General features: G+C 39.8%; 22 protein-coding genes. 21 read left to right on the forward strand and 1 reads right to left on the reverse strand.

Translation table 11 applies throughout. The features are described from left to right. Nucleotides 1-33: 33 nt before the first annotated feature. The 14 genes from AX662_RS02035 to AX662_RS02100 all read left to right on the forward strand — a co-directional run bounded on the left by AX662_RS02035 (nt 34) and on the right by AX662_RS02100 (nt 10806). Nucleotides 34-732 (forward strand): DnaD domain-containing protein, encoded by a 699-nt coding sequence (locus AX662_RS02035; RefSeq protein WP_060971485.1) that lies wholly within the window; start codon nt 34-36, stop codon nt 730-732. Further along, complete coding sequence (gene nth / locus AX662_RS02040) at nt 732-1376, forward strand: endonuclease III (protein WP_060971486.1); 645 nt, start codon at nt 732-734, stop codon at nt 1374-1376. Before AX662_RS02035 ends, nth begins: the two co-directional genes overlap by 1 nt. A gap of 127 nt (nt 1377-1503) precedes the next feature. Next, nucleotides 1504-2265: a hypothetical protein gene (locus AX662_RS02045; protein ID WP_060971487.1), complete on the forward strand. Its 762-nt coding sequence runs from the start codon at nt 1504-1506 to the stop codon at nt 2263-2265. Nucleotides 2266-2451: 186 nt separating this feature from the next. Then, complete coding sequence (gene xseA, locus AX662_RS02050) at nt 2452-3780, forward strand: exodeoxyribonuclease VII large subunit (protein WP_060971488.1); 1329 nt, start codon at nt 2452-2454, stop codon at nt 3778-3780. Then, a complete protein-coding gene (locus AX662_RS02055) occupies nt 3770-3985 on the forward strand; it encodes an exodeoxyribonuclease VII small subunit (RefSeq protein ID WP_002888853.1) in 216 nt (71 codons plus the stop codon). Before xseA ends, AX662_RS02055 begins: the two co-directional genes overlap by 11 nt. Next, entirely contained in the window at nt 3985-4857 is an 873-nt protein-coding gene (locus AX662_RS02060) for a polyprenyl synthetase family protein (RefSeq protein ID WP_060971489.1), read from the forward strand. The genes AX662_RS02055 and AX662_RS02060 overlap by 1 nt, the downstream gene beginning before the upstream one ends. After that, nucleotides 4850-5677, forward strand: coding sequence for a TlyA family RNA methyltransferase (locus AX662_RS02065; RefSeq protein WP_002884054.1), 828 nt, complete (start codon nt 4850-4852; stop codon nt 5675-5677). The genes AX662_RS02060 and AX662_RS02065 overlap by 8 nt, the downstream gene beginning before the upstream one ends. Continuing rightward, on the forward strand, nt 5664-6110 hold the full coding sequence (locus AX662_RS02070; protein ID WP_002890762.1) for an arginine repressor: 447 nt from the start codon (nt 5664-5666) through the stop codon (nt 6108-6110). The genes AX662_RS02065 and AX662_RS02070 overlap by 14 nt, the downstream gene beginning before the upstream one ends. A gap of 8 nt (nt 6111-6118) precedes the next feature. Next, nucleotides 6119-7789: a DNA repair protein RecN gene (gene recN, locus AX662_RS02075; RefSeq protein ID WP_037601101.1), complete on the forward strand. Its 1671-nt coding sequence runs from the start codon at nt 6119-6121 to the stop codon at nt 7787-7789. Nucleotides 7790-7858: 69 nt separating this feature from the next. Then, nucleotides 7859-8701 carry a DegV family protein gene (locus tag AX662_RS02080; RefSeq protein WP_060971490.1) on the forward strand — a complete coding sequence of 281 codons (843 nt, stop codon included), beginning with the start codon at nt 7859-7861 and terminating at the stop codon, nt 8699-8701. Next, complete coding sequence (locus tag AX662_RS02085; protein ID WP_060971491.1) at nt 8694-9569, forward strand: SGNH/GDSL hydrolase family protein; 876 nt, start codon at nt 8694-8696, stop codon at nt 9567-9569. The genes AX662_RS02080 and AX662_RS02085 overlap by 8 nt, the downstream gene beginning before the upstream one ends. Beyond that, complete coding sequence (locus AX662_RS02090) at nt 9562-10134, forward strand: YpmS family protein (RefSeq protein WP_037598856.1); 573 nt, start codon at nt 9562-9564, stop codon at nt 10132-10134. Before AX662_RS02085 ends, AX662_RS02090 begins: the two co-directional genes overlap by 8 nt. Nucleotides 10135-10270: 136 nt before the next feature. Continuing rightward, entirely contained in the window at nt 10271-10546 is a 276-nt protein-coding gene (locus AX662_RS02095) for an HU family DNA-binding protein (RefSeq protein WP_002884048.1), read from the forward strand. Between the two features lie 59 nt (nt 10547-10605). Further along, on the forward strand, nt 10606-10806 hold the full coding sequence (locus tag AX662_RS02100; protein ID WP_002890779.1) for a hypothetical protein: 201 nt from the start codon (nt 10606-10608) through the stop codon (nt 10804-10806). A gap of 61 nt (nt 10807-10867) precedes the next feature. Here AX662_RS02100 and AX662_RS02105 read toward each other — a convergent pair whose 3' ends face one another. Further along, nucleotides 10868-11803 carry a dihydroorotate oxidase gene (locus AX662_RS02105; protein ID WP_060971492.1) on the reverse strand — a complete coding sequence of 312 codons (936 nt, stop codon included), beginning with the start codon at nt 11801-11803 and terminating at the stop codon, nt 10868-10870. Nucleotides 11804-12058: 255 nt separating this feature from the next. Between AX662_RS02105 and AX662_RS02110 the strand changes: the two genes are divergently transcribed. From AX662_RS02110 to AX662_RS02140, 7 genes are all read left to right on the forward strand, one after another. Continuing rightward, entirely contained in the window at nt 12059-12751 is a 693-nt protein-coding gene (locus tag AX662_RS02110) for a phosphoglycerate mutase (protein ID WP_000240128.1), read from the forward strand. A 347-nt stretch (nt 12752-13098) separates the two neighbouring features. Then, nucleotides 13099-14655 carry a 2-isopropylmalate synthase gene (locus AX662_RS02115; RefSeq protein WP_060971493.1) on the forward strand — a complete coding sequence of 519 codons (1557 nt, stop codon included), beginning with the start codon at nt 13099-13101 and terminating at the stop codon, nt 14653-14655. 18 nt (nt 14656-14673) lie between these two features. After that, nucleotides 14674-15711, forward strand: a complete 1038-nt coding sequence (gene leuB / locus AX662_RS02120; RefSeq protein WP_002890787.1) for a 3-isopropylmalate dehydrogenase — start codon at nt 14674-14676, stop codon at nt 15709-15711. Nucleotides 15712-15715: 4 nt separating this feature from the next. Next, nucleotides 15716-15997 (forward strand): DUF1294 domain-containing protein, encoded by a 282-nt coding sequence (locus AX662_RS02125; RefSeq protein ID WP_060971494.1) that lies wholly within the window; start codon nt 15716-15718, stop codon nt 15995-15997. A gap of 30 nt (nt 15998-16027) precedes the next feature. Next, the gene (gene leuC / locus AX662_RS02130) at nt 16028-17419 is read left to right on the forward strand and encodes a 3-isopropylmalate dehydratase large subunit (RefSeq protein WP_048674602.1); all 1392 of its coding nucleotides are present in this window, start codon (nt 16028-16030) and stop codon (nt 17417-17419) included. 11 nt (nt 17420-17430) lie between these two features. Next, on the forward strand, nt 17431-18021 hold the full coding sequence (leuD, locus tag AX662_RS02135; RefSeq protein ID WP_002890790.1) for a 3-isopropylmalate dehydratase small subunit: 591 nt from the start codon (nt 17431-17433) through the stop codon (nt 18019-18021). Nucleotides 18022-18189: 168 nt separating this feature from the next. Then, nucleotides 18190-21300 carry a DNA polymerase III subunit alpha gene (locus tag AX662_RS02140; RefSeq protein ID WP_060971495.1) on the forward strand — a complete coding sequence of 1037 codons (3111 nt, stop codon included), beginning with the start codon at nt 18190-18192 and terminating at the stop codon, nt 21298-21300. Nucleotides 21301-21337 lie beyond the last annotated feature (37 nt).

Here is a 21337-nt window from a genome sequence, read left to right on the forward strand (position 1 = left end):
TTTTGGGGTGTCTAGCTACTCTGAAAGGTAAATATGAGTTTTTTTGAACAGTATCGATCAGGTAATCTGGTCCTTCCTAATGCTTTATTTTTCCACTTTAAGGATATTTTCCCATCTGCGGATGACTTTCTGGTTTGGCAGTTTCTCTATCTACAAACGACAACTCAGATTGGAGAAGTGGCTTCTAGTCAGATTGCGCAAGCAACTGGGAAGACGCCAACTGAAGTTAATAAAAGTATTACGACATTGACTGAGGCTGGACTTCTTGATTTCACGACTATTAAGATTAACAATGAAATTGAGATGGTTGTAGATGCCTCACCTGCCTTGGCAGTGTTGGACAAGTTAGTGAGCAATGAAAAGACAACGGTAGGGCCTGTCGTTGGTCAGCCAACAAATACCCAGCTCATCAAGCAATTAACAGATGAATTGGAACAAGCTTTGGGAATCTTGAATCCAATGGTTGTCGAAGATTTAAACAAGGAAATCCAAGAAGAACATACTGATCCCGAACTTATCCGTGAGGCTTTGAAAGAAGCAGTATTTAACCGCAAGACAAATTGGAATTATATAAAAGGAGTTCTTCGTAACTGGAAATTAAGTGGTATTACAACTAAAATTCAAGTTGAAGAGCGTCGTTTGGAGCATCAAGGTAAGAAGCACCATCATCAGGTTTCTGATGACTTCAAAACAGGAATGGATGCCGCCCGTCAATTATGGGGTGGCCAATAATGTTAGGAAGAAAACGTGTTAATGAGGCTCTAGCTCTCATGGGAGAGATGTTTCCCAATGCTCATGGAGAGTTGGAGTGGGAAACGCCTTTCCAGCTATTAGTTGCTGTTATTTTATCAGCCCAGACAACAGACAAGGCTGTTAATAAGATTACACCAGGCTTATGGGCGCGTTATCCAGAAATTGAGGATTTGGCTTCTGCCAACCTCGATGATGTTGAGATGTGTTTGCGAACGATTGGTCTTTACAAGAATAAAGCAAAGAACATCATCAAGACTGCTAGATCTGTTTTAATGAATTTTGATGGACAGGTTCCGAAAACGCATAAGGAATTGGAAAGTCTACCTGGTGTGGGACGAAAAACGGCTAATGTGGTTTTAGCTGAGGTTTATGGCATTCCTTCGATTGCAGTAGATACCCACGTCTCACGTGTTTCCAAAAGGCTAAATATCGCCCCAGAGGATGCTAGTGTAGAGGAAATCGAAGCAGAATTGATGAAGAAAATCCCAAAGAAGGATTGGATTATCAGCCATCACCGTATGATTTTCTTTGGACGCTATCATTGCTTAGCTAAGAATCCTAAATGCCAGACCTGTCCTCTTCAAAGTTATTGTAAGTATTATAAAGAAACAACTAAGAAATAAGCTGAAGAATGTGATTTTCTTCGGCTTTTTACAACTGTAAGAATTTGTTACAAACTAGTAACTTGACAAAAGTCTCAGGCTTTAAGAAAATAGAAGAAACGATTTAGAAGCAGGAGCGATTTAGTGAATGGCTGAATTCAGTAATGAAGAGTATCTGAGAGCCTTAGCTGATAATGGTGATAGAGAAGCAGCCAAAGAATATGAGCAAGCTTTGGATAATTGTATTTTTCAGTTGCAGATTTCATTGGCTCAAACGAGTGATCCACAGGGTCGTAGGGAAGTGCAAAAGCTCTTGGAACAAGAGGAAAAGAAAAAAAGGGACTACTTTCAAGAAAAAGAGGAAAAAGCTGTGAGCGAATTTAGACGTCGTAAAAATGAAACTACAAAGGGAAGAAAAGTTTCGAGTTTTGACAAACTCAAAGATCCTAAAATCATTAGATGGGTAATTGGAGTTGTTGCAGTACTTGCAGTCGTTATTCCTGTTGTTACCTTGATGTGGTATAGTAATAACCAAAAAGAGAGTGAAACAAATCCATGGAAAAACGGTCAGTTGGCAAAAAGTAAGGAAGCAGCTGCAGCATCATCTGATAATCAATCCTCTCAAGTTGATACCTCATCTTTGTCTGATCAACAGTTAGAAGACTGGGTTGTTTCTACCTATGCTAAAGAACAAGGTTCAACTGGAGAAAATTATAAAAATCTAGGTTGGAATGTTTATTCATGGACGGATGATGATGATAACCTAGTTTATGCTCAACTTTATGATGCCTATGGTAATGATGTTCTTCTTTTCCGTGTAGATAAGAAGGGACAACTTGAAGCCTATGGTGGTATTGACGGTTCAAGCGATTCTTGGGACGTCGTTTCAAAAAAATATACAACCGATTAATGAAACCATATAAAACACCTGACAATGGTGGTTGAGACTGTCTTTTGACAGTCTTTTTTGGTATAATTTTAAGTAATCGTGTATACAATTAAAAAGCCGACTGAGAAGATTTGGGGATGATGGTTCTGCAGAACTTTTTTAATGTCTTCAGGTTTTCAAGGATAGCTTAAATAAAGGAGAGTTGTCGTGTCAGACTATTTATCGGTCACATCCTTAACCAAATATTTGAAAATGAAATTTGACCGTGATCCTTATCTAGAGAGGGTATATTTGACGGGACAGGTTTCCAATTTTCGTCGCCGCCCGAGTCACCAATATTTTTCGCTTAAGGATGAAGGAGCTGTTATTCAGGCGACGATCTGGGCTGGAGTTTTCAAAAAACTTGGTTTTGAACTCGAAGAAGGGATGAAGATCAATGTCGTAGGTCGTGTCCAGATTTATGAGCCTAGTGGCTCTTATTCCATTATTATCGAGAAGGCTGAGCCGGATGGTATTGGAGCTTTGGCTATCCAGTTTGAACAGCTTCGTAAAAAATTGACTGCAGAAGGCTACTTTGAAAATCGTCATAAGCAAGCGCTGCCTAATTTTGTCAAAAAAATTGGGGTTGTCACAAGTCCTAGTGGTGCGGTTATTCGAGATATTATTACGACCGTTAGTCGTCGTTTTCCAGGGGTAGAAATTTTACTTTTCCCTACCAAGGTTCAAGGTGAAGGAGCTGCGCAGGAAATTGCTGAAAATATTCAAAAAGCCAATCAAAGGGATGACTTAGATTTACTTATCGTTGGTCGTGGTGGAGGTTCTATTGAAGACCTCTGGGCTTTTAACGAGGAAATTGTTGTTCAGTCCATTTTTGAGAGTCGTCTACCTGTGATTTCAAGTGTTGGTCACGAAACAGATACGACTTTGGCCGACTTTGTTGCAGATCGTAGGGCTGCTACACCTACAGCAGCGGCAGAACTTGCTACTCCAGTATCAAAGGCCGATACCTTGGTTTGGATTCGTGAAAGACAAAATAGAGCTTATCAAGCCTGTTTGAGACGTATACAGTACAATCAAGAACGTTTAGCTAAACTGTCACAATCTGTTGTCTTTAGGCAACCTGAGCGCCTATATGATGGTTATTTACAAAAGTTGGATCGACTAACAACAAGGCTTGAAACCTTCGTGAGTCAAGATTTCGAGCGAAAGCAAAAAAAAGCGGAACTTTTGAAACAACGGTTACAAGGCTTAAATCTTCTGACCAGTGTTCAGAACTATCAAGACCGTCGAGAGTCTTTGCAACGTTTATTGGTGACCACAACCAAGAACACCATTAATGGTAACCGTGTGAGATTAGAAAAGGCACGGGATGCTTTATTGTCTCTAGATACTAGCCGTATTGTTGCAAGGGGCTATGCCATTGTCAAAAAAGATGATAAACCTTTAACCAGTACCAAGAATATTACCGAAGGTGATCAATTAACCGTCCAAATGAGAGATGGAGAACTAGAAGTAGAGGTGAAAAATGTCAACTAAAAAAACATTTGAGGAAAATTTACAGGACTTAGAAGCCATTGTCACTAAGCTCGAAACAGGTGATGTTGCTCTTGAGGATGCTATTGCTGAGTTCCAAAAAGGTATGGCCTTGTCTAAGAATTTGCAGAAGACCTTGGAAGATGCTGAAAAAACACTAGTTAAGGTTATGCAAGCAGATGGTACAGAAACGGAAATGGATGCCTAATGAGCAAGCTAAATAAAATTGATGCGGCTATCCGTGATTACTACCAGAAAAAGAATCTTCCTGTATCAGGTGATTTAATCACTGCTATTCTTTATTCAGTTGATAGTGGCGGTAAGCGTATTCGTCCACTGATTTTCTTAGATTTACTTGAAGGATTTGGTTTAGAGCTAACTCCTAGTCATTTCGATGTTGCAGCGAGTCTTGAAATGATTCATACTGGAAGTCTGATTCACGATGATTTGCCGGCTATGGATGATGATGATTACCGTCGAGGACGTTTAACCAACCATAAGAAATTTGATGAAGCAACGGCGATATTGGCTGGCGATTCTCTCTTTTTGGATCCCTTTGATCTCCTGGCCCAAACAGAGCTATCAGCAGAAATTCGAGTTCAATTGATTCAAGCATTGTCTCATTCCTCAGGGACCTTCGGTATGGTTGGTGGCCAGATGTTGGATATGAAGGGTGAAGGTCAGGAACTAGATTTATCGCAACTGGCTAAAATTCATGAGCATAAGACAGGTATGCTTTTAACCTTTCCTTTTGTGGCGGCTGGTATTGTTGCTCAAAAAAATCTAGAGGTTTTGGAAAATCTGAAAGAAGCTGGTCGCCTGATTGGTCTTGCCTTTCAAGTCCGTGATGATATTTTGGATGTGACTGCTGATTTCGAAGAACTTGGAAAGACACCTGGAAAAGATGTAGTAGCGGGAAAATCAACCTATCCGGCTCTTCTTGGTCTGGAAAAATCACATGCTATCCTCGAGGAATCACTTAGTAAAGCTGAGGCTATTTTCCAAAATCTAGCTGAGACTCAAGGTTTCAAGAAAGACAGTATTATAGAAATCATAGAAAGGTTACGACTCCATGCCTAAGGAAAGAGTAGACGTCTTGGCTTATAAACAAGGCCTTTTTGAAACACGAGAACAAGCAAAACGTGGCGTAATGGCAGGTTTAGTTGTTAATGTTATCAATGGTGAGCGTTACGATAAACCTGGTGAAAAAATCGACGACGGTACAGAGTTGAAGCTTAAAGGTGAAAAACTTAAGTATGTGAGTCGTGGAGGGCTCAAACTTGAAAAAGCTTTGGAAGTTTTCAATCTGTCAGTTGAAGGTATGACGACCATTGATATCGGAGCCTCAACAGGTGGGTTTACTGATGTTATGCTTCAAAATGGGGCCAAACTGGTTTATGCTGTTGATGTCGGTACCAATCAGTTGGTTTGGAAATTGCGTCAAGATGAACGTGTTCGTTCCATGGAGCAATATAATTTCCGTTATGCTGAACCTGTCGATTTCACAGAAGGACTACCGTCTTTTGCATCAATCGATGTCAGCTTCATCTCTCTTAATCTGATTCTACCGGCTTTGGCTAAGATATTGGTTGATGGGGGGCAAGTTGTTGCTCTTGTGAAACCACAATTTGAGGCTGGCCGTGAACAAATTGGGAAAAACGGGATTGTCCGTGAGAGCAGTGTCCATGAAAAAGTGTTAGAAACAGTGACTGCTTTTGCGGTTGACTATGGCTTTTCAGTTAAGGGGCTGGACTTTTCACCTATCCAAGGTGGTCATGGTAACATTGAGTTTCTCGCACACTTGGAGAAGACAAATTCTCCTCAAAATGATGCTCAAACCTCTATTAAGGAAGTTGTAGCACAAGCACACAAGGAGTTTAAAAAGAATGAAGAAGAATGATCGTTTGGAGTTAATCCGAAAGATTGTCCAAGAAAATAAAATTACGACTCAAGGAGAATTGGTAAAATTACTCCAAAATGAGGGATTAAAGGCTACTCAAGCGACTGTATCGCGTGATATCAATGAAATTGGTATTACCAAAGTACCAACTGAAGACGGTTCTTACATCTATGGGCTCTCAACTGCTCCTAGACGAGTAGGTGGAACCTCTGTTGCGACTCGTCGCTTGTTACGCGTTGATCGTCAACATGCCTTTATGAATATCGTTGTTCAACCTGGGACAAGCCGCCTCATCAAGAAGATTCTTTTAGATGAGTACAAGCATTTGATTTTTAGTGTTATTGCTGATGATGATACCCTCTTTTTAGTGGCTCAGTCAGAGTTAGCAGCTATTGAACTACAGGGGCAAATCATTAAGTGGGTTGAAGAATAGGAGGGCCTATGCTTCTCGAAATTACGATAAAGAATTTCGCAATTATTGAAGAAATTTCTCTAAACTTTGAGAATGGTATGACCGTCCTTACTGGTGAAACAGGTGCTGGTAAGTCCATTATTATAGATGCTATGAATCTTATGTTGGGTGCTAGGGCTTCTAGTGAGGTCGTCCGTCATTCAGCATCTAAGGCTGAAATTCAGGGCTTCTTTTCAATCGAACAAAATCCTGCCTTGGTTAGTATCTTGGAAGATAATGGGATTCCTGTTGAGGATGAATTGATTATCCGTCGTGAAATCTTCCAAAATGGTAGAAGTGTTAGTCGTATCAACGGGCAGATGGTCAATTTAACGACGCTTAAGGCTGTTGGGCACTTCTTGGTAGATATCCATGGACAACATGACCAGGAAGAGCTTATGAAACCTGCTCTCCATATTACCATGCTTGATGCCTTTGGTGACAAGGAATTTTTCCAGACTAAGAAAGAGTACCAGGAGTATTTTGACCGCTATCGTGAGTTAAGAAAAGCTGTTCTTGAAAAGCAGAAAAATGAGCAGGAGCATAAGGCTCGAATTGAAATGCTAGCTTTTCAGATTGCAGAAATTGAAGCAGTCTCTCTAAAATCAGGAGAAGATTTGGCTTTGATGCAGGAGCGAGACAAGCTTCTTAATCATAAGCAGATTGCTGATACCTTAACAAATGCCTATGTCATGCTGGATAATGAAGATTTTTCAAGCCTTTCAAATGTTCGTTCTGCCATGAATGACCTCCAGTCTCTTGAAGAGTATGACTCTGATTACAAAGAACTCTCTGGAAATCTATCAGAAGCCTATTATGTTCTGGAAGATGTCACTAAGCAACTAGGTGATTTTTTGGATAATCTGGACTTTGATGCTGGGCGTTTGCAAGAGATTGAACACCGCTTAGATACCATTAATGCCATTACTCGTAAATATGGTGGGACTGTCGATGACGTCTTGGATTATCTGGAAAATTCAAGTAAAGAATACAATCTTCTGACAGGAAACTCTAGCTCGTCAGATGCTATGGAACAAGAGCTTAAGCAACTTGAAAAGGACCTGCTTGCGTCTGCGGAGACCCTACAAACAGCACGCCATCAAATTGCTACGGCTCTTGAAGCTGAGATTAAGAACGAGTTATGCGACCTCTATATGGATAAGGCTGATTTTAAAGTCACCTTTACTAAGGGGAAATTTAATCGTGATGGCAATGAGCAGGTTGAGTTTTATATCTCAACCAATCCAGGTGAGGGCTTTAAACCGCTTGTTAAGGTAGCTTCAGGTGGCGAATTATCTCGACTCATGTTAGCGATTAAGTCAGCCTTTGCCCGCAAAGAAGATAAAACAAGTATCGTCTTTGATGAGGTTGACACTGGCGTTTCAGGACGTGTTGCCCAAGCCATCGCTCAGAAGATTCATAAGATTGGGAGTCATGGTCAGGTCTTGGCCATCAGTCACCTTCCGCAAGTTATTGCTATTGCTGATTATCAGTTCTTTATTTCTAAGGAAAGCGATAATGAGACAACTGTCTCTCGTGTTCGTCTTTTGACACCTGAGGAAAGGGTGCAAGAAATCGCTAAGATGTTAGCAGGTGATAACGTGACGGAGGCTGCCTTGAGCCAAGCAAGAGCTTTGTTAAAGGTGGATGACTCTCTTTAGGAAAAGACTTGGGAAAAACTTTCCAGTCATGCTATAATAGAATAAAAATTTGTGTTAAGCGAGAAAATTATGAGTAAAATCAGAATTGTAACCGATTCGTCAATCACGATTGAACCAGAATTGGTTAAAAAATATAATATCACTGTTGTCCCATTGTCGGTAATGGTGGACGGTGTCATCTATTCAGATAGTGACCTTCGAGAAGAAGGCCGTTTCTTGGAAATGATGAAGCATAGTAAAGAGTTACCAAAGACAAGCCAACCACCTGTAGGTTTGTTTGCTGAGACATATGAAAATCTTGTCAAAGAAGGTGCAGAACAAATTGTGGCAATCCACATTATGCACACACTCTCTGGGACATGTGAAGCCTCACGTCAAGGAGCTAGTCTTTCAGGAGCAGATGTAACTGTCATCGATTCAGGCTTTACGGATCAATGCCTCAAGTTTCAAGTTGTTGAGGCAGCTAAATTAGCCGAAGCAGGAGCTAGTCTTGATGAGATTGTAGCCCATGTTGAAGAAGTGAAAAATAAATCTGAACTTCATATTGGTGTTTCTACCCTTGAGAATCTGGTTAAAGGTGGTCGTATTGGACGTGTAACAGGTCTTCTGTCCTCATTACTCAATATCCGTGTCATCATGGAGTTGAAAGACTATCAGTTGAATACGGTTGCTAAGGGGCGAGGAGCTAAGACTTTCACGAAATGGTTAGATTCTTATATTAATGGTATCAAGGATAAGGACCGCAAAGTGGCAGAGATTGGTATTTCTTATGCAGGGACACCTGATTTAGCACATGAACTGGCTGAAAAACTTGAGGTTTTGGGTGCTCCAATTTCAATCCTTGAGACTGGTTCCATCATTCAAACGCACACTGGTGAAGGCGCCTTTGCCGTAATGGTTCGTTATGAATAAGTGGAAAGAATCAGAATTAGTTAGAAGCCTCGTAGGCTTCTTCTTGCTTTTCCTCTTATTTGTCGGCTTCTTCATTTTTATCGTTCCTAGTACGCATCAGTCATCAAAAATTGCAGAAAAGATTAAATCTATCAAAAATGAAAATGTGACCTATGTTGCTATTGGTGATTCCCTTACTCAAGGGGTAGGTGATAGTAGTAATCAAGGAGGATTCGTTCCTGTGCTATCACAGGCATTAGAGTCAGATTTTGACTGGCAAGTGACTTCTCGTAACTACGGTATTGCGGGGAATACGAGTAATCAAATTCTCAAAAGAATGCAAGAAAAGAAGGATATCCAAAGAGATCTCAAAAAGGCTAAAGTGATGACTCTAACAGTTGGTGGTAATGATGTGATCCATGTCATTAAGGATAATATTACGAATCTTAATGTATCTACCTTCACTAAGCCTGCTCAGGCCTATCAAAAGAGATTAGGACAGATTATTGAGCTAGCTCGCAAGGAAAATAAAACATTACCAATTTATATTGTTGGTATTTACAATCCTTTTTATCTTAATTTTCCAGAGATGACAGAAATGCAAACTATTGTAGATAATTGGAACCAGTCTACTGAAGAGGTGTGCAAAGAGTACGATAATGTGTATTTTGTTCCTGTAAATGATTTGCTTTATAAGGGAATTGATGGTAAGGGCGGTGTTACAAGTTCTGATGATACCTCTCAGTCTAGTAAATCTTCTCAAGATAGCCTGAACGATGCTCTTTTTGAGGATGATCATTTTCATCCAAATAATACAGGTTATCAAATTATGTCAGATGCCATTTTGAAACGTATTAACCAAACAAAGAAGGAGTGGTCAGGTGAGTAAGATATGGAAGTGGCTATTTTTAGGACTCTTGGCCTTAAATCTAGCCCTAGTAAGTGTTGTGACATATAGAATCATGACTCCAGTGGAGACGACAAGTTCTGTATCCCTACCCAAGGGAGCAACTAAAATTGGAAAATATAGTATGACTAAGGATGAGCTTGACGCTGCTCTTACAGGCTTTGCCCAGGATTATTCGACTGATAAGATGCGTTTCAAGGTCAAGGTTACCAATTCTAAAATTGTTTTTGAAAGTAGCTATAAGGTTTTAGGTCATCCTGTTCCTCTATATGTCTATTTTACGCCGGTTGTTAGTGAATCAGGAGCAATTGTACTGCATGTTTCTGAGCTTTCAGCTGGAACCTTGAAACTGCCTGTTTCGGATGTCCTTAAGATGATTAAACGTTCAACGAACCTTCCTGACTACATCGCAATCGATAGTAAGAAGGGAAAGGTTACCCTAAATATTCAGTCTATGAAGAATGAGAAGGGGATAACAGCACGTGCTCAAAGCCTAGATTTGGTTAATGACCGTATCGAATTTGACATCTATAAGACAATAAATTAAAAAGCCTTTACTTTTTGCAAAAAAGCGATTAAATTAGCGTTTATTACTTGACCTCATAGGCCTTTTAGGATAAGATAATACTTGTTCAAGCGCTAAAAAAACTATTCGCTTAGAAATAAATTGGAGGATTGTTACAATGGCTAACAAACAAGATTTGATCGCTAAAGTTGCAGAAGCAACTGAGCTTACTAAAAAAGATTCAGCAGCAGCTGTAGATGCAGTTTTCGCTTCTATCGAAGAATTCCTTGCTGCAGGTGAAAAAGTACAATTGATCGGTTTCGGTAACTTTGAAGTACGCGAACGCGCTGCTCGTCAAGGTCGTAACCCACAAACTGGTGAAGCTATCTCAATCGCAGCTTCTAAAGTTCCTGCATTTAAAGCTGGTAAAGCTCTTAAAGACGCAGTTAAATAATGTAAAAACCCCTAAGATTTTAGGGGTTTTGATTTATACGAAATAAGTTAAGGAAATCTATGAAAACCATAACAGTGGTATTGATTTTTCTTTTGGTTTTTACTGTTATTAAACTATCAGGTATTGTTGCTATTAGCAAACTAATGAAGCCAAGTGAAGAACAAATTGAAGAAGCGCGTCAGAAACGTCTTCAAGCTGAAAAAGAGGGCAAGGACCCTTTTGAAGATTGGGATGAACGCGATGATGATGGTCTTGTCTAATAAGAGAATCTTCATCAAATAACAAAAAAGTTTGGAAGATTTTCCAAACTTTTTTTGTAGACTAGTCAATGTAGTGAAGTTTTCCTCGGAAGTCTTCAAGAGTTTCGTAACCTTTTTCTTCCATGATTTCTTTAAGTTCTTTAGTAATACGGTCAAAAATAGCGACACCTTCTTTTTGAAGGGCAGTACCAACTTGTACCATACTTGCACCACAAAGGATGTGTTCAAAAGCATCTCGACCAGATTTTACACCACCAGTACCAATAATTTGGATTTCAGGTTTCAAACGTTGGTAAAAAGCATGAACGTTTGCCAAGGCAGTAGGTTTGATGTAGTCACCACCTATACCACCAAAACCATTCTTAGGTTTGATGACAACAGACTCATCTTCAATGTAAAGGCCATTACCAATTGAGTTCACACAGTTAACAAAGACAAGTGGGAATTGGTTGAAAACGGCAGCAGCTTGATCAAAGTGCACAATATCAAAGTATGGTGGTAATTTCACACCAAGAGGTTTCGTAAAGTAAGAAAAGACTTCAGTTAGGATCTCGGTTGTTGTTTCAAAATCGTAAGCGATTTGAGGTTTACCCGGAACGTTAGGACATGAAAGGTTGAGTTCAACCAGCCCTTCATAGTCACTTTCTTGAACTTTTTTAAGAATGGTGTGTGTTTCCTCAGGTGAAAGACCAACGAGAGAAAGAAAATGATTTTTTGTATTTGGTTGCTTTTGTAATTCAATGACATAGTCAAGGTAGTATTCGAAACCGTTATTTGGCAATCCCATTGAGTTGATTGACCCAAGAGGTACATTCACATAACGTGGTTCAGGATTACCGGGACGGGCCTCAAGTGTTCCTGTTTTTGTGACAAATGAACCTGCAGCTGAAGCCTCAACCTCCGCCAATTCTTCCTTAGTCATACAATGAACACCAGCGGCATTCATAAGACAGTTATCAAATGTAAACTGACCAACTTTTGTAGCAGTAGAAACCATAAGATCCTCCTTAAAGATCACAAAGTAAAATGTTACTATTTCATCTCATTTTAGCATGAAAAGGGGCCTAAAACAAGGAAATATTGGACGGGCTAAAGCCTCTAAAACGAAATTCTGATATCGTCTCTTTTTGCCAAGACAAGAAGCAATAGAATTTTACAGAATTTTTTGGATTTTGCTAGCTTTTTCAAGGTTTTTTGGGTAGAATAGATACAGTAAATGGGTTTAACCCAAAATAAAAAGGAGACATAACTAATGGTAAAATTGGTTTTCGCTCGCCACGGTGAGTCTGAATGGAACAAAGCTAACCTTTTCACAGGTTGGGCTGACGTAGATCTTTCTGAAAAAGGTACTCAACAAGCTATCGACGCTGGTAAATTGATCAAAGAAGCTGGTATCGAATTTGACCAAGCATACACATCAGTATTGAAACGTGCGATCAAAACAACTAACTTGGCTCTTGAAGCATCTGACCAACTTTGGGTTCCAGTTGAAAAATCATGGCGCTTGAACGAACGTCACTACGGTGGTTTGACTGGTAAAAACAAAGCAGAAGCTGCTGAGCAATTTGGTGATGAGCAAGTTCACATCTGGCGTCGTTCATACGATGTATTGCCTCCAGCAATGGATCGTGATGATGAGCACTCAGCACACACTGACCGTCGTTACGCTTCACTTGATGACTCAGTAATTCCAGATGCTGAAAACTTGAAAGTTACTTTGGAACGTGCCCTTCCATTCTGGGAAGATAAAATCGCTCCAGCTCTTAAAGATGGTAAAAACGTATTCGTAGGTGCACACGGTAACTCAATCCGTGCCCTTGTAAAACACATCAAACAATTGTCAGATGACGAAATCATGGATGTTGAAATTCCAAACTTCCCACCATTGGTATTCGAATTTGACGAAAAATTGAACGTTGTTAGCGAATACTACCTCGGAAAATAAGCTGAGATAAGTAGTTATCATTAACAAATAAAAAGTTGACTTCGGTCAGCTTTTTTCTTTTCTTGAAAAAGAAATGTAAAAAGTGGTCAGAAAAGTCAGTCAATTCAGTAATTTTTCCTTGACTTTCAAGTTGGAAAGATGTATCATATTAACCAAGATACATCGAAAGGAATTGAGTCAAATGACATTCGCAACTACAACTGTTTTGCTATTGCGTAATGAGGGCTAGTGCAAAAGCATTAGTCCTGTTTGGCTTACCAAGCGGGAGGTAAAAACATCTCGCTTGGGTTTCCGAGTGAGATGTTTTTTTACTACTATCGTTTTTACTTTTAGAAAGAGGATTGTCTATGCGTAAAGTTGAATTTTTTGATACAAGTCTTCGTGATGGGGAACAAACACCAGGTGTTAACTTTTCAATCAAAGAAAAAGTTGCCATTGCTAAGCAACTTGAAAAATGGGGAATTTCTGTAATCGAAGCAGGTTTTCCTGCAGCTAGCCCAGATTCATTTGAGGCAGTAAAACAAATTGCAGAAGCTATGACAACAACTTCTGTTACCGGCTTGGCTCGCTCAGTAAAATCTGATATTGATGCTTGTTATGAGGCTTTGAAAGATGCCAAGTATCCACAAATTCATGTCTTTATCGCAACAAGTCCGATTCACCGTGAGTTTAAATTGAAGAAATCAAAAGAAGAAATTCTTGAAGCTGTAAAAGAGCATGTGACTTATGCGCGTGAACGTTTCGATGTTGTTGAGTTTTCACCAGAGGATGCTACTCGTACTGAGCTTGATTTCTTGACTGAAGTTGTTCAAACAGCGGTTGATGCTGGTGCATCATATATTAATATTCCAGATACAGTAGGATTTACGACTCCAGAAGAGTTTGCACGTATTTTTGATCATTTGACTGAAAATATTAAATCAGACCATAAAGTTGTTTTTGGTGTTCACTGTCACGATGACCTCGGTATGGCAACTGCAAATACTTTGACAGCAATTAAACACGGTGCTGGACGTGTACAGGGAACTGTTAATGGTATCGGTGAACGTGCGGGTAATGTTGCTCTTGAAGAAGTAGCTGTTGCTTTGAAAATTCGTGAAGACTTTTTCCAAGCAACAAGTGATATTGTTCTTAATGAAACAATGAATACTTCAGAGCTTGTTTCTCGCTTCTCTGGAATTCCTGTTCCTAAAAATAAAGCTGTTGTTGGTGGAAATGCCTTCTCTCATGAATCAGGTATCCACCAAGATGGTGTTCTTAAGAACCCACAAACTTATGAAATTTTCACACCAGAATTGGTAGGTGTGAAGAGTAACAGTCTTCCTCTTGGTAAATTGTCAGGACGTCATGCCTTTGTTGAAAAATTGAAAGAACTTGAGCTTGACTTTGTGGAAGAAGATATCAAACCACTCTTTGCCAAATTTAAAGTCTTGGCTGGGAAAAAACATGATATTACTGATGCAGATATTCGTGCCCTTGTTGCTGGTACAAGTGTAGATAATCCAGAAGGTTTCCACTTCGAAGATCTTCGTTTGACTACTAATGCTGATGAAACAATCACTGCTACAGTAAGCTTGGCTAATGAAGATGGTGAATCTGTTGAATTTTTGGCAAATGGCCAAGGGTCAGTTGAAGCTATCTTCAATGCTATTGACAAATTCTTCAACCAAACAGTTCGCTTGACTTCTTATAATATTGACGCAGTAACTGATGGTATTGATGCACAAGCGCGTGTACTTGTAACTGTAGAAAATGTAGATACAGATACTATTTTCAATGCATCTGGTTTGGACTTTGATGTCTTGAAAGCATCAGCAATTGCCTATATCAATGCTAATACATTGGTTCAAAAAGAAAATGCTGGTGAGATGGCACGTAAGGTTTCTTATCGTGACCTTCCATAAGCCGATGAGGAGTTAAACATGACAAAGAAAATTGTAACACTTTCAGGTGATGGAATTGGACCTGAGATTATGGCAGCAGGTCTTGAAGTTCTTGAAAAAGTAGCTTCAAAAATTGGATTTGATTACGACATCGATGCTAAACCATTTGGTGGTGCTGGCATTGATGCCGAGGGTCATCCACTTCCTAAGTCAACTTTGGATGCTGCTAAATCAGCAGATGCTATCCTCTTGGCTGCAATTGGTGGACCTAAATATGACAATGCGCCAGTTCGTCCTGAACAAGGACTTTTGGCCATTCGTAAGGAGTTGAATCTCTTTGCTAATATCCGTCCTGTCCGCATCTTTGATGCTTTGAAACACTTGTCACCTCTTAAACCTGAGCGTATTGAGGGCGTAGACTTCGTCGTTGTTCGTGAGCTCACAGGTGGTATTTATTTTGGTGAGCACATTTTGGAAGAAGATAAGGCCCGCGATATCAATGATTATTCAGCAGATGAGATTCGTCGTATCATGCGACGTGCTTTCAAGATTGCTCAAGGTCGTGGCAAAAAGGTCACTAGCATTGATAAACAAAATGTTTTGGCAACTTCTAAATTGTGGCGTAAGGTTGCTGATGAAGTTTCTTTGGAGTTTCCAGATGTAACTCTTGAACACCAGCTCGTTGATAGTGCCGCAATGATTATGATTACCAACCCAGCTCGTTTTGATGTGGTTGTGACAGAAAACCTTTTTGGTGATATCTTGTCTGATGAATCAAGTGTCCTTCCAGGAACTTTAGGTGTTATGCCATCTGCCAGTCATTCTGAAAATGGTCCAAGTCTTTATGAACCAATCCACGGTTCGGCACCAGACATCGCTGGTCAAGGTATTGCCAATCCAATTTCAATGATTTTGTCAGTAGCTATGATGTTACGTGAAAGTTTCAATGAAACTGAAGGGGCAGAATTGATTGAAAATGCTGTTGATAAGACCTTGAATCAAGGCATCTTGACACGTGATTTGGGTGGTCAGGCTTCGACTGCTGAAATGACAGCAGCTATTATTGGCAATCTCTAAAATCATGACACTGAAATTAGTGTTACTAAGTTTTTTGTTGGTGTGGAATCTAGTCGTCTTATCCGTTTATGGCCTTGATAAACATAAGGCTATCCGACATAAGAGACGGATTTCTGAGAAGGCATTATTATTACAGACACTGATCTTTGGTGGTATTGGTGCCTTTCTAGGTGGGAGACTTTTTAGACATAAAATTAACAAATGGTACTTTAAGCTTTGCTGGCTTATAGGAATTGTTATAGATGTCTTTCTTTTATACCTTATTCTAACAAGACTTTCGGATTAGCTAATCCTTAGATTATAATTGGAGTATTTTATGAGCGGAAAATCAATTTTTGATAAACTTTGGGAACGCCACGTCGTTACTGGAAATGAGGGCGAACCACAATTGATGTATGTGGATCAGCATTATATTCACGAGGTTACAAGTCCACAGGCCTTTCAAGGACTTCGTGATGCTGGACGTAAAGTTCGTCGCCCAGATTTAACTTTTGGTACGACAGACCACAACGTTCCTACGGTTGATATTTTTAACATTCGTGACCTTATTTCTAAAAACCAAATTGATACTTTGGCGAAAAACGTTGAGGAATTTGGTATTGATGCGGCTACCCACGGTACTGCTCGTCAGGGGATTGTCCACATGGTTGGTCCTGAAACAGGTCGTAGTCAACCAGGAAAATTTGTCGTTTGTGGAGATAGTCATACGGCTACTCATGGTGCCTTTGGTGCTATTGCCTTTGGTATTGGTACATCTGAGGTAGAACATGTCTTTGCGACACAATGTTTGTGGCAAGTGAAACCGAAGAAAATGAAGGTTGAATTTGTTGGTAAACCACAGCCAGGTGTTTATTCAAAAGACTTTATTCTTGCACTTATTGCACGCTATGGCGTTGATGCTGGTGTAGGATACGCAGTTGAATATTGTGGTGAAGCTATCGATGCTCTTTCAATGGATGAACGCATGACCATCTGTAACATGTCTATTGAATTTGGTGCTAAGATGGGTCTTATGAATCCAGACCAAAAAACTTATGATTATGTTGAGGGGCGTCCATGCGCACCTAAGGGTGAGAAATTCGAAGAAGCAGTAGCCGACTGGAAAACTTTGGTTTCAGATCCAGATGCTGAATATGATAAAGTGATTACTATTGATGTTTCAGAATTGGCACCTATGGTTACATGGGGAACTAACCCTGAAATGGGTGTTGAGTTTGATCAACCATTCCCAGAAATCAAGGACTTTAATGATGAACGTGCCTACGAGTATATGGACGTTAAGCCTGGTGAATATGCTAAAGATATTGATCTTGGTTATGTCTTCATTGGTTCTTGTACTAACGCACGTCTTAGCGACCTTGAGTTAGCTGCTAAATTTGTTAAAGGAAAACATATCGCACCGACATTGACAGCTATTGTTGTTCCAGGTTCGCGTCCAGTTAAGAAAGAAGCTGAACGTCTTGGTTTGGATAAAATTTTCATGGATGCGGGATTTGAATGGCGCGATCCAGGTTGTTCAATGTGTCTTGGTATGAACCCAGACCATGTTCCAGAAGGTGTGCACTGTGCATCTACAAGTAACCGTAACTTCGAGGGACGTCAAGGATATGGAGCTCGTACTCACCTTTGTAGTCCAGCAATGGCAGCAGCTGCAGCAATCGCTGGTAAATTTGTAGATGTCCGCGATATGCCAGAAGTTCAAGCATAAGGGAGAAGATAATGGAAAAATTTACCGTCTATACAGGGAAATCAGTACCTTTGATGAATGATAACATCGATACGGACCAACTCATTCCCAAACAATTCTTGAAAGCTGTTGATAAAAAAGGTTTCGGTAAGAATTTGATGTTTGAATGGCGTTACCTTAATGATGATTACGATGAAAATCCTGATTTCGTCTTCAATAAACCTGAGTATCGCGATGCGACCATTTTGGTTACTGGTGATAACTTTGGTTCGGGGTCATCTCGTGAACACGCTGCATGGGCATTAGAAGATTACGGTTTCCGTTGTGTTATTGCTGGATCATTTTCAGATATTCACTATAACAATGAATTGAAGAATGGTATGTTACCAATCGTTCAACCCTTGGAAGTACGTCAAAAATTGGCTGCTCTTCCTGCAGGTGAGGAAATTACGATTGACCTTCCAAACCAAGTGATTAAATCTTCAGCAGGAGAGTTTCCATTTGATATCGATCATGAGTGGAAACGTAAATTGGTTGAAGGGCTTGACGATATTGGAATCACTCTTCAATATGAAGATTTGATTGCTGCCTATGAAAAACAACGTCCATCATATTGGCAATAAGAAACAATGATGTGTTTGTAAAATAATAATGAGGACTTAAAAGAATGGGATAAGGACAATGTTTAAGGTGTTGTTCTATCTCATTCTTTTTGTTTGAAACAGTTAACATGGTAGAAGCGTTTTTACAAGGAGCGTATGCTATAATAGAAAGATAGAAAGGAGGCCTTCATGTTTGCACAATTGGATACAAAATCCGTCTATAGTTTCATGGATAGTGTTGTAGATTTGACCACCTACGTTGAGCGTGCCAAAAAGCTTGGCTATCAAGCCCTTGGTTTGATGGATCGTGACAATCTCTATGCTGCTTATCATTTTGCCCAGCTTGCAAGTAGAAACGGTTTACGTCCTTTGATTGGTATGGAAGCTAATCTATTTTACGAGGGGAGAAAAATTCCTTTTCGTCTATTAGCAAAAAATAATCAGGGCTATAAAAATTTGATGAAGTTGGCAACAGAGCTCTCCTCAGGGCAACGCGAGTTTACAGCTTTTTCGGACTATCTGAATGCTATTGCCCTCATCCTTCCGAGTGAAGACTGGGAGCCAGGAATGACTCTTGGTTCAGAGTTTTTTATTGGGGTAAGGCCAGAGGATGCTGGCAAAGAGTTTGATTATCCTGTAATTCCTTTACATACAGTGCGTTATTTTGAGAATGTAGACCGCTCGACGATTCAGATGTTACACGCCATCTCACAAAACGTTTCCTTGTCAGAGGCCTCTATTTGTCCTATGAATCAGCTTCTTTTCTCGCCTCAAGAAATGGAAAGTGCATATAGTGATATTCCAGAGGCTTTGAACAATTTGGAGCAACTTGTTTCAGACATTACTTATCAATTTGATACGGATTTGAAACTTCCCCGTTTTAATCGTGATATGCCAGCAGTTGACCAATTACGTCAATTAGCCCAATCTGGATTAGAAACTAAAAAATTAAGCGCAGCAGTTTATCAGGAACGTTTAGACAAAGAATTATCTATCATTCATCAGATGGGCTTTGATGATTATTTCTTGATTGTCTGGGACTTATTACGCTTTGGGCGTAGCCGTGGTTATTATATGGGAATGGGACGTGGGTCTGCTGCAGGAAGCTTGGTGGCTTATGTCCTTGATATTACTGGAATTGATCCCGTTAAAAATGACTTGCTTTTCGAGCGTTTTCTAAATGAAGAACGTTATAGCATGCCTGATATAGATATCGACTTGCCTGATATCTATCGAAGCGAGTTTCTTCATTATGTTAGGGACCGTTATGGTAGTAAGCACTCTGCTCAGATTGTTACTTTTTCAACTTTTGGGGCCAAACAGGCTATCCGAGATGTTTTTAAACGTTTCGGAGCCAAGGAATTTGAACTGTCGCAACTTAGTAAAAAGATTTCTTTTCGTGACACCTTGACCTCTGTCTATGAGAAGAATATGTCATTTAGACAGTTGATCAATCAAAGACAAGAATTTCAGAGGGCTTTCGAGATTGCTAAGGCTATTGAAGGTAAGCCAAGACAGACCTCAATCCATGCTGCTGGTATAGTGATGAGTGACGATGACCTGACCAACCATATTCCTCTAAAAGCTGGTGAGGATATGATGATTACTCAGTACGATGCCTCCGCGGTCGAAGCCAACGGCTTGCTTAAGATGGATTTCTTGGGTCTCCGTAATTTGACCTTTGTTCAAAAAATAAAGGAGAAACTTGAAGAAGAGCAGGGAGTCGCTATAGATATCAAATCAATTGATTTGGAAGATCCACAGACCCTAGCTCTTTTTGCCAAGGGTAAAACTAAGGGAATATTTCAGTTTGAGCAGGCGGGTGCCATAAACCTCCTTAAACGAATTAAACCTGCTAAGTTCGAAGAAGTGGTAGCGACAACCTCTCTTAACCGTCCTGGAGCTAGCGATTATACAGATAATTTCATTGCTCGTAAATTCGGTAAGGAAAAAGTAGATCTCATTGATCCAGTAGTTGCACCAATCCTTGAGCCTACTTATGGCATCATGCTCTATCAGGAGCAGGTTATGCAGATTGCCCAAGTATTTGCGGGCTTTACACTCGGAAAAGCCGATTTGCTTCGTCGAGCGATGTCTAAAAAAGATGCCAATGAAATGTCCAAGATGTCCGAAGAGTTCATGGAAGGAAGTCGTCAGTTAGGACGTGACCCACAGATTGCTGAACGCCTCTTTAGTATGATGGCTAAGTTTGCAGGTTATGGCTTTAATAGAAGTCATGCCTATGCTTACTCAGCACTAGCCTTTCAGTTAGCCTATTTCAAAACGCACTACCCACAAATATTCTATGACGTTATGTTGAATTATTCGTCTAGTGATTACATTAAGGATGCAATTGAAAATGGCTTCTCCCTAGCTAGCCTCGATATTAATAGGATTCCCTATCTGGACAAGATTTCAAATGGAAAGATCGTATTAGGTCTTAAGACTATCAAAGGCTTACCAAGAGATTTTGCCCTTTGGATTATTGAGGATCGCAAACAAAATGGCAAATACGTTTCTATAGAAGACTTTTTAACACGTATTCCTAGTAAATATCAGAAAGTCGATATTTTGACACCTCTCATCCAGATTGGTTTGTTTGATATTTTTGAACCAAATCGACAGAAAATTATTGGTAATTTAAGCAACCTCTTTACTTTTGTCAATGAGTTAGGAAGCTTGTTTGCAGAGTCCTCTTATTCTTGGGTTGATTATGAAGACTATAGCCAGACGGATCGTTATAATTTAGAACAGGAGTTACTAGGAGTTGGGCTTAGCCCTCATCCTCTACACCTAGCTCAAAAAATGGCCTCACGTCCCTATCAACCAATTTCTGATTTGACTGTTAATAATAAGGCGACGGTTTTGGTTCAGCTAGAGTCCGTTCGAATTATCAGAACTAAAAAAGGTGATCAGATGGCCTTTCTGAACGTGACTGATGGGATCAATAAACTTGATGTTACCTTATTCCCAGAAACTTATTTCTATCATAAGGACAAATTAAGTGAAGGTGGTCTCTTCTATCTTGATGGACGGACCCAGGAGCGTGATGGACGCATTCAGTTAATTTTGTCCAACATGGAGGAAGCTAGTACGGAGCGTTTCTGGATTTTACTTGAGAATCATGATAAGGACTTAGACGTTTCTCAAATCTTAGCTAAGTATCCTGGAAACATCCCTGTCATTATTCGTTATCAAGGAAGTAAGGAAACCATCGTTAGTCAAAGATATAGAGTAGCCAAGAACGAGGAACTTAATCAGGAATTAGCACCTTATGTGTTGAAAACGGTTTTACGATAAAAAAAAAACAATAAATCTTTTCAAATTTAAAGCCATT

It is taken from the genome of Streptococcus sp. CCH5-D3 (assembly GCF_001556435.1).
Classification (GTDB): Bacteria; Bacillota; Bacilli; order Lactobacillales; family Streptococcaceae; genus Streptococcus.